The organism is Actinomycetota bacterium (genome assembly GCA_035759705.1).
Classification (GTDB): domain Bacteria; phylum Actinomycetota; class CADDZG01; order JAHWKV01; family JAHWKV01; genus JAJCYE01.
The window spans coordinates 1-8,566 of record DASTUJ010000078.1 but is presented as its reverse complement, the minus strand read 5'-3'; the positions used below and the strand labels follow the sequence as shown (position 1 = coordinate 8,566).

The 8,566-nt window shown below is 66.2% G+C and carries 9 protein-coding genes; all 9 read right to left on the bottom strand.

Annotation, left to right across the window (positions count from 1 at the left end; translation table 11 throughout):
- Window positions 1-405: hypothetical protein (locus tag VFV09_05235; protein HEU4867116.1), on the bottom strand; the 405-nt coding region annotated here is incomplete at its 3' end.
- 61 nt (window positions 406-466) lie between these two features.
- Window positions 467-3,175 carry an AAA family ATPase gene (locus VFV09_05230; GenBank protein ID HEU4867115.1) on the bottom strand — a complete coding sequence of 903 codons (2,709 nt, stop codon included), beginning with the start codon at window positions 3,173-3,175 and terminating at the stop codon, window positions 467-469.
- 24 nt (window positions 3,176-3,199) lie between these two features.
- On the bottom strand, window positions 3,200-3,649 hold the full coding sequence (locus VFV09_05225) for a helix-turn-helix transcriptional regulator (protein HEU4867114.1): 450 nt from the start codon (window positions 3,647-3,649) through the stop codon (window positions 3,200-3,202).
- Complete coding sequence (locus tag VFV09_05220) at window positions 3,642-4,637, bottom strand: DnaJ C-terminal domain-containing protein (GenBank protein HEU4867113.1); 996 nt, start codon at window positions 4,635-4,637, stop codon at window positions 3,642-3,644. The genes VFV09_05225 and VFV09_05220 overlap by 8 nt, the downstream gene beginning before the upstream one ends.
- 12 nt (window positions 4,638-4,649) lie before the next feature.
- The gene (gene grpE / locus VFV09_05215) at window positions 4,650-5,282 is read right to left on the bottom strand and encodes a nucleotide exchange factor GrpE (GenBank protein ID HEU4867112.1); all 633 of its coding nucleotides are present in this window, start codon (window positions 5,280-5,282) and stop codon (window positions 4,650-4,652) included.
- A complete protein-coding gene (gene dnaK, locus VFV09_05210) occupies window positions 5,282-7,123 on the bottom strand; it encodes a molecular chaperone DnaK (protein HEU4867111.1) in 1,842 nt (613 codons plus the stop codon). Before dnaK ends, grpE begins: the two co-directional genes overlap by 1 nt.
- A gap of 155 nt (window positions 7,124-7,278) precedes the next feature.
- Window positions 7,279-7,809 (bottom strand): DUF2017 family protein, encoded by a 531-nt coding sequence (locus VFV09_05205; GenBank protein ID HEU4867110.1) that lies wholly within the window; start codon window positions 7,807-7,809, stop codon window positions 7,279-7,281.
- Window positions 7,802-8,101: an ATP-dependent Clp protease adapter ClpS gene (gene clpS / locus VFV09_05200; protein HEU4867109.1), complete on the bottom strand. Its 300-nt coding sequence runs from the start codon at window positions 8,099-8,101 to the stop codon at window positions 7,802-7,804. The genes VFV09_05205 and clpS overlap by 8 nt, the downstream gene beginning before the upstream one ends.
- Window positions 8,102-8,103: 2 nt before the next feature.
- A partial coding sequence (locus VFV09_05195; GenBank protein ID HEU4867108.1) for a hypothetical protein occupies window positions 8,104-8,566 on the bottom strand: 463 nt, incomplete at its 5' end.

The window sequence follows — 8,566 nt, the reverse complement described above, 5'->3', positions numbered from 1 at the left end:
CAGCAGGATCTCGGGCCAGTGGGCGCCGCCGGGCAGGTTCAGGGAGTACATCTCGCCGGCCTCGGAGGAGGATTCGAGAACCTGCACCCACCGCAGGCGTGCCGCGAGCGGCAAAAGCTCGAACCCCCGGTAGATGTTGAGCGCTTCGTTGGCGCCGTAACCGGTGACCTTGAGCCTCCGGGTGAGCCCGAAGCCGGCCACCCTGCCGAGAGCCGACACCGGCTCCCCGATCAGGACGAAGTTCACCAGATCTCTAGCCGTTCCCGGGCGAATCTGCTGATCCAGCGGCTTGAGCAGCTCTAAAAGTTGTGATCCCCAACCCGCGGGAACGTCCGCAGCGGTGCTGCGGACGCTCGTCGTTGTTTGGGTTGTTCCGCCGAATATTTTGTTGATCCACCCGGGCATATGGCCTCCTCGCAGTCCGATTTCTATCGGCGCGGTTTGCCCGGCGCTTAAGTCCTAACCGCTATTCGGCCTTGAAGCTCGCCAACGCCTCGGCGCCGGCCGGCCTGCCGTTGAAGACCAGCAGGCCGCCCTGGGCGTCGACGACGATGGTGTCGCCGTCGGAGTACGAGCCCTGCAGCATCTCCAGGGCAAGCCGGTCGGCCAGCTCCCGGGCGATCAGCCGCTTCATGGGCCGGGCGCCGAACGACGGGTCGTATCCCTTCTCGGCCAGGTAGTCCAGCGCCGCATCGGTCAGCTCCAGGTGCAGGTTCCTGGCCTCCAGACGGCGAGCCAGGTGCTGGACCTGCAGTTTGACGATCTGGGCGATGTGCTCCCGGCTCAGCCGGTGGAACACGACGATGTCGTCAACCCGGTTGATGAACTCCGGTTTGAAGGTCATCGAAACCGCCTCCATCACCTTCTCCCGCATCCGCTCGGGGTCGGACTCGGACAGGATCCAGTCGCTCCCGATGTTGCTGGTCATGATGATGATCGTGTTGCGGAAGTCGACGTTGCGGCCCTTGCCGTCGGTCATGTGGCCGTCGTCCATCACCTGCAGCAGCGAGTTGAAGACGTCCGGGTGGGCCTTCTCGATCTCGTCGAGCAGCACCACCGAGTACGGGCGCCGGCGGACCGCCTCGGTCAGCTGGCCCCCCTCCTCGTAACCGACGTAGCCCGGAGGGGCCCCGTAAAGGCGAGCCACCGAGTGCTTCTCCATGTACTCGCTCATGTCCAGGCGCAGGATCGCCCGCTCGTCGTCGAACAGGAACTCCGCCAGGGCCCGGGCAAGCTCGGTCTTACCGACACCCGTCGGCCCCAGGAAGATGAAGCTTCCGATGGGCCGGTGCGGGTCCGACAGGCCGGACCGGGAGCGCCGGATGGCGTTCGACACCGCGGCGACCGCCTCGTCCTGGCCGATCACCCGCTGGTGCAGGCCGTCCTCCATGTGGATGAGCTTTTGGACCTCGCCCTCCATCAGCTTGGAAACCGGGATCCCGACCCACTTGCTGACCACCTCGGCGATGTCCTGCTCGTCGACCTCCTCCTTCAGCATCTTGTTGGTGGACTGCAGCTCGTCCAGCCTGGAGTTGGCCTCTTCCAGCAGCCGGTTCAGCTCCACCAGCTTGCCGTAGCGCAGCTCGGCGGCGGTGTTGAGGTCGCCCTCCCGCTCGGCTCGCTCGGCGGAGGTCCGGGTCTGGTCGATCTCCGCCTTGATCTGGCGGATCTTGTCGATCGCTTCTTTCTCCATGCTCCAGTGGGCCTTCAGGGCCGTCGACTCCTCCTGCAGCCGGGCCAGCTCCTCCTTGCGGGCCCGGATGGTGGTGATGGCCTCCTTCTCGGCCTGCCAGTGGGCCTTCATGGCGCTGGCCCGCTCCCGCAGGCCGGCCAGCTCGGACTCCAGGTCCGCCAGGCGCTGCTTGGACGGCTCGTCGGTCTCCTTTTTCAGAGCCGTGCGCTCGATCTCGAGCTGCTTGATCCGCCGCTCGACCACGTCGATCTCCATGGGCATCGAGTCGATCTCGATCCGCAGGCGGCTTGCCGCCTCGTCGATCAGGTCGATGGCCTTGTCGGGCAGGAAACGGGCGGTCACGTATCGGTCGGACAAAACCGCCGCTGCGACCAGCGCCGCATCCTGAATCCGGACGCCGTGATGAACCTCGTACCGCTCCTTCAGGCCACGCAGGATGGCGATGGAGTCCTCGACCGACGGCTGGCCGACCACAACCGGCTGGAACCGCCGCTCCAGAGCGGGGTCCTTCTCGATGTGCTTGGAGTACTCGTCCAGGGTGGTGGCGCCGATCATGCGCAGCTCGCCGCGGGCCAGCATGGGCTTCAGCAGGTTGCCTGCGTCCACCGCACCCTCGGCCGCCCCGGCGCCCACGACCGTGTGCAGCTCGTCAAGGAAGGTGATGACCTCACCCTCGCTGTCGGCGATCTCCTTGAGGACGGCCTTCAGCCTCTCCTCGAACTCACCGCGGTACTTGGCGCCTGCGACCATCTGGCCGAGGTCCAGAGCGATGATGCGTTTGGTCTTGATGCCTTCGGGCACGTCCCCGTCGACGATGCGGTTGGCGATTCCCTCGACGATGGCCGTCTTGCCGACGCCCGGCTCACCGATCAGCACCGGGTTGTTCTTGGTCCGGCGGCTGAGGACCTGGATCACCCGGCGGATCTCGTCGTCCCGCCCGATGACCGGGTCCAGCTTGCCCTTGCGGGCGGCGTCGGTCAGGTCGCGGCCGAACTTCTCCAGCGCCTGGTAGGTCTCCTCGGGGTTCTGCGAGGTCACCCTCTGGGAGCCGCGCACCTCCACCAGGGCGGCCAGAACCGTGTCCCGGTCGATGCCGAACTCCTTGAATACCGGCTTGAGCCCCGGCGCAGCGTCGACCAGCGCCAGCAGCAGGTGTTCGGCGGAGACGTAGTCGTCCTTGAGCTGCTCGGCCTCGGTGAAGGCCTTCTCCAGCACCCGGCTGAGCTCCGGCGACATGCGGGCCTGGGCTCCCGAGCTGTAGACCTTGGGCATCCTCGACAGGGCAACGTCCACCCGGTCCTGCAGGACCCGGGGCGTGGCGCCCAGCTTTTGGATGAGCCCGAACACAACCCCCGCCGGGTCGCTCATCAGAGCTTTCATCAGGTGTTCCGGCGCGATGACCTGGTGGTTGCCCGCCGTTGCGAGCTCCGCGGCCCGGGCCAGCGCCTCCTGGGACTTAAGAGTCAGTTTGTTCATGTCCATCTGGTTCTTCACCTCCAGTCCTTCTTATCGAGGACTGCCCTTTCGTAGATTTGAGTTCACTGCAACCTGGTCGAAGATGCTGGCCACGTCGGCCAGACGCACCAGGACCCCCCGGTTGCGGTTCTGCTGGCGTGCCTCGGCGAGCTTCTGCTCGGCCGCTGCCAGCTGGCGGTTGGACCGCTCCAGTCGCTTCTTCAGGTCCTCCACCTGGCGCTCGAGGTCCATGACAATCCGGACGCCGGCCAGGTTCAGGCCGTGCACCTGGGTGAGCTCGGAGATACGGCGAAGGCGTGCGACGTCCTCCTCGGAGTAGCGCCGGCTGTTGCCCTGCGTGCGCTTCGGCTCGATCAGCCCCCTGCGCTCGTACATCCGAAGGGTCTGCGGGTGCATCCCGGAAAGGTCCGCCACCACGCTGATCACGTACACCCCGCGCTCGCTGGGCTTGGACCCTCTGCGACCGCTGCCGTTATCCATCGCTCGTCATCCCCCTTTCGATCAACTCGTCGAGGGCCGGCCTCACCGACTCGGTTTCCAGCGCAGCCAGCTGCTCGATAAGGCTCTTCGCCTCGCGGTTCAGCCTCTCCGGCACGGCCACCTGGACCGTGACCAGCAGATCTCCCTTGTCCCTGCCGGACGGCACTCCCTTGCCCCGCACCCGGAAGGTCCTGCCCGACGACGTCCCGGCCGGGATCTTGAGCTTCACCGGCCCGCCGTTCATGGTCGGGACGTCGATCTGGGCGCCCAGGGCCGCCTCGGCGTAGGTGACGGGCAGCGCCAGCGTCAGGTCCTTGTTCTTGCGGCCGAAGATCTTGTGCGGCCGGACCTTGACCTTCACGTACAGGTCGCCCGCCGGGCCTCCGCCCGGGCCGGGCGAGCCCTTGCCGGCCAGCTTGATCCGGGCCCCGTCGTTGACTCCCGCCGGGATTCGGGCCTTGATGGTCCGGGGCTGCCCGCCGCGCTCCTGGATGTGAAGCTCGACCTGCACGCCCTCGAGCGCATCCTCGAACGACAACGAGGTCTCGGTCTCCAGGTCGGCGCCCCGCATCGCCCGGCCGCCGAAGCCGCTGGTCGCCCCGCCGCCGCTCCCGAACAGGTCGCCGAACAGGTCGCCGAAGCTGGCGCCCCCGAACATGTCGCCGACATCCTCGACCCTCACCCGCTGGCCGCCTCCGCCGAAGCCGCCGAAGCCGGCGCCACCCGGCCCGGCCGAGCGGAAGCCGCCGGCAGCGACCATCTGGCGGATGCGGTCGTACTCCTCTTTGGTCTTTTCGTCGCTGAGGACGTCGTAGGCGGCGGAGACCTCCTTGAACTTGTCTTCCGCTTTGGGGTCACCGGCGTTGGCGTCCGGGTGGTGCTTTTGAGCCAGCTTGCGGTACGCCTTCTTGATGTCCGCCGCGGACGCGGACTTGTCCACGCCGAGCACGGCGTAGTAGTCCTTCTCAATCCACTCCTTCTGGCTCATCCGCCTCTTCCTTTACTCGTTCGTGTTGGCGTCGACCGCAGCCGACGCGTCCTGCGTCACCTTCACCATCGCGGGCCTGAGCACGGTCCCCTTGAACAGGTAGCCGTTGCGCAGCACCTCGTCGACGACCATGTGGCCGGAGCCGTCGCCCTCGTCCTGCATGACTGCGTCGTGGATGTTCGGGTCGAAGGGTTCGCCCTTCGATTCGAGGATCTCCAGGCCGGCGCTCTCGAGGACCTGCCGAAGCTCTCCGTAGACCATCTCGACACCCTTCAGCATCGATTCGTAGTCCTTCGAACCGCTCGCGGCGTTCATTGCCATCCCGAAGTTGTCGACCACACCCAACAGACGAGCGACCATCTCCGCCGATGCCATCTCAATCAGCCGGGTCTGCTCCTTCAGCGTCCGCTTGCGGTAGTTGTCGAACTCCGCCTTCAGCCGCTGCAGGTCGTCCAGGTAGGAGGCCGCCCTGGCGTGCGCCTCGGCGATCGCTGCGTTGTCGGCGTCCTGCTCGGCCTCGGGCTCTGCTGGCAGAACCGGCTCGCCGACCACGGCGCCGCCCTGGGGGGCGGCACCGTCGTCGTACAGCTTGCGCTTGTCGCGGATCGGGATTTTGATCCGGCCCTCTTCGGATTCTGAACCCATTACTGGGCACCCTCTTCGACGATCTCTGCGTCCACCACGTCGTCGTCGTTGGACGAAGCTGCGGCGCCGTCGGCGCTTGCTGCCCCGCCCGACGACTGGGCGTTGGTGGCGTAGATCTGCTCGGCCAGCTTGTGGGACGCCTTGGTCAGGGCCTCGGAAGCCGTCTTGATCCGGTCGACGTCCTCACCCTTCAGTGCTTCCTTCAGCTCGGCCAGTGCGTCGTCCAGAGCCGCCTTGTCCTCGGCCGCCAGCTTGTCGCCGTGCTCGGCCGTGGTCTTCTCGGTCTGGTAGAGCAGGTTGTCGGCCATGTTGCGGGCCTCGGCCATCTCACGCCGCTTGGCGTCCTCGGCCGCAAACTGCTCGGCGTCCCGCATCATCCGCTCGACCTCTTCCTTCGGCAGTGCGGAGCCGCCGGTGATCGTCATCGCCTGCTCCTTGCCGGTGCCGAGGTCCTTGGCGTGCACGTGGACGATTCCGTTGGCGTCAATGTCGAAGCTCACCTCGATCTGAGGCATGCCCCGAGGCGCAGCCGGGATACCGACCAGGTCGAACTGGCCCAGTGAGCGAACGCCCGGGGAGGTGACCATCTGGCCTTCACCCTGGACCACGTTGACCGTCACCGAGGGCTGGTTGTCCTCCGCGGTGGAGAACGTCTCGCTCTTGCGGGTCGGGATCGTGGTGTTGCGCTCGATCATCTTGGTGAACACGCCGCCTCGGGTCTCGATACCCATGGTCAGCGGGGTCACGTCCAGAAGCAGGACGTCCTTGACCTCGCCTCGAAGGACACCGGCCTGCAGTGCGGCTCCGATGGCGACTACCTCGTCCGGGTTGACGCCCTTGTTGGGCTCCTTGCCTCCGGAGAGGGTCTTCACCAGGTCCTGGACCATCGGCATACGGGTGGATCCGCCGACCAGAACCACGTGGTCGATGGAGCCGACCGGCTTGCCCCAGTCCTTGACCGCCTGGTTGAACGGGGTCTTGACCCGCTCCAGAAGGTCCTCGACCATCTGCTCGAACTGAGCCCTGGTCAGGCTGACCTCCAGGTGGATGGGGCCGGACTCGGTTGCCGTCAGGAACGGCAGGTTGATGGTGGTCTGCATCGCCTGCGAGAGCTCGATCTTGGCCTTCTCGGCCGCCTCCTGCATACGCTGCAGCGCCATGCGGTCCTTGGACAGGTCCACGCCGTGGCTGTTCTTAACTTCCTTCAGAAGGTGGTCGACGATCTTCTGGTCCCAGTCGTCTCCGCCCAGGTGGGCGTCGCCGTTGGTGGCCTTCACGTCGAACACGCCCTCGGCGATCTCAAGGATCGAGACGTCGAAGGTGCCGCCCCCGAGGTCGAAGACCAGGATGGTCTGCTCGGCCTGCTTGTCGAGGCCATAGGCCAGCGACGCGGCGGTGGGCTCGGCAACCAGGCGCAGAACCTCGAGGCCCGCGATCTCGCCGGCTTCCTTGGTCGCCTGACGCTGGGAGTCGCCGAAGTATGCGGGGACGGTGACGACCGCCTGGGTGACCTTGTCGCCCAGGTACGCCTCGGCGTCCCTCTTCAGCTTCATGAGGATCTGGGCCGAGATCTCCTGCGGCTTCCATTCCTTGCCGTCGACCTTGGTGTTCCAGTTGGTGCCCATGTGCCGCTTGACGGAGCGGATGGTGCGATCGGGGTTGGTAATTGCCTGCCGCTTCGCCACCTCACCGACCAGGATCTCCCCGGACTTGGTGAACGCTACGACCGACGGCGTGGTGCGATGGCCCTCGGCGTTGGGGATGACTACCGACTCCCCGCCCTCGAGGACGCTCACCACAGAGTTGGTGGTCCCCAGGTCGATTCCGACTGCCTTTGGCATACGTGTTTCCTTTCCGTTTTGTTTACTTGTTGTCCGAGAGCATCAACGCTCGGCCCCCGTTGGGTATTCCAGACCTTAGTTAGTTTCGATAGTAAAAGTTGAGTGTGAATCAGTCAACTTTAAAAGTGTAACGCCGGTTGAGAGCAACGCAGTCTCTAGAACTGGGCGAGGTCCTCGCTCATCGCCCGCACCGCCTGTTCCATTAGCCACCCCAGGTACTCGTACACCGCGTAGGCGGGGGCGTCCGGGTCGTCTACTTCCAGCATCGGCAGGTCCTCGCCGACCTCCAGGCGGGTGCCCAGGACCAGGCGCAGGCTGTTGATCGCCTCCATCCAGCGCTCCAGAGCCGGCAGGTCGATCTCCGGCTCGTCGATCGTCTTCTCGACGGTTTCAATTGCCGCGAGGCGGCCGGCCGCCAGGTCGCCGGCCATCAGGCGCTGGTACTCGGCTTCCTTCTCCGGGTCGTCGTGGTAGGCGGCGGGGAACAGCCGCTTGGTGTCGGGGTCCCGGGTCTCCACCAGGTAGCCGAGGTCGGGCAGCAGGTTGCGGAGCAGACGGCGCTCCGGCTTGGGGATCTCCAACGCAAACCGGCCGGGCCCCAAGCGGGCTATCCGGGGGCGGGGTTCCGGGTAGTCCGCAAAAGGGTCTTCTTCAGATGTGTCGTCCTCGAAGGGGTCGTCAGACATCGTGCTGCATTGTCGCCCACAGCCCGTGGGCGTGCAGCCGGGAGACGTCGAACTCGGCCTTCTCGCGAGGTCCGCTGCTGACCACCGCCCGGCCCTTCTGGTGGACGTCGAGCATGAGCGCGGTCGCCTTCTCCAGCGAGTAGCCGAACAGCTTTTGAAAGACCATCGTCACGTACGACATCAGGTTGATCGGGTCGTTCCAGACGAGCACGATCCACGGCCGGTCCGGCTTGATGTCCTCCTCGTTGGAGGGGTCGTCGGTCTTGATGGGTGCAAGCGGCGAAACCGCCACTGCTACTTGCCCCCTAATCCGAAGGCCTCAGCAAGTGCGGTCAGCCTCTTCAGCCGGTCCGACGCCTCCAGCCCCCCCGGATCGGGCGTGATCAGCAGCTCGTCCGGCTTGATCGAGGCGACGCAGCCTTTAAGGTCGATGGCCAGCCCTTCCGGCGTGCCGATGCGCACGTTCAGCTTGCGAAGCGCCTCCTTGGGGTCCTCGGGCATGCCGGACAGCCCCCGGGACTTGAGAAACTCGTCGTGGCGGCGGATCCCCTCCCACAGCTCGGGGTCGTCGGCGGTGCCGACCCAGGCGTTGCGCGCGGTCGATATCCGGCCCGTCGGGTGGACCGCCCGGTACGCCTCGGCGGCCCGGACCTGGGAGACCGTCGGGTCCCAGCTGTTCGGCTCGGACCGGCCCTGCTGCAGCCCGATGCCCAGGGAGGCGGCCCACGCGGCCCCCCGAGCCGACTGGGCGCCCAGA

What these genes read in the sequence shown, in the direction of transcription:
- VFV09_05230 (HEU4867115.1), bottom strand. Translation starts at nt 3,175, where the DNA reads ATGGACATGAACAAACTGACTCTTAAGTCCCAGGAGGCGCTGGCCCGG.
- dnaK (HEU4867111.1), bottom strand. Translation starts at nt 7,123, where the DNA reads ATGCCAAAGGCAGTCGGAATCGACCTGGGGACCACCAACTCTGTGGTG.
- VFV09_05220 (HEU4867113.1), bottom strand. Translation starts at nt 4,637, where the DNA reads ATGAGCCAGAAGGAGTGGATTGAGAAGGACTACTACGCCGTGCTCGGC.
- grpE (HEU4867112.1), bottom strand. Translation starts at nt 5,282, where the DNA reads ATGGGTTCAGAATCCGAAGAGGGCCGGATCAAAATCCCGATCCGCGAC.
- VFV09_05225 (HEU4867114.1), bottom strand. Translation starts at nt 3,649, where the DNA reads ATGGATAACGGCAGCGGTCGCAGAGGGTCCAAGCCCAGCGAGCGCGGG.
- VFV09_05205 (HEU4867110.1), bottom strand. Translation starts at nt 7,809, where the DNA reads ATGTCTGACGACCCCTTCGAGGACGACACATCTGAAGAAGACCCTTTT.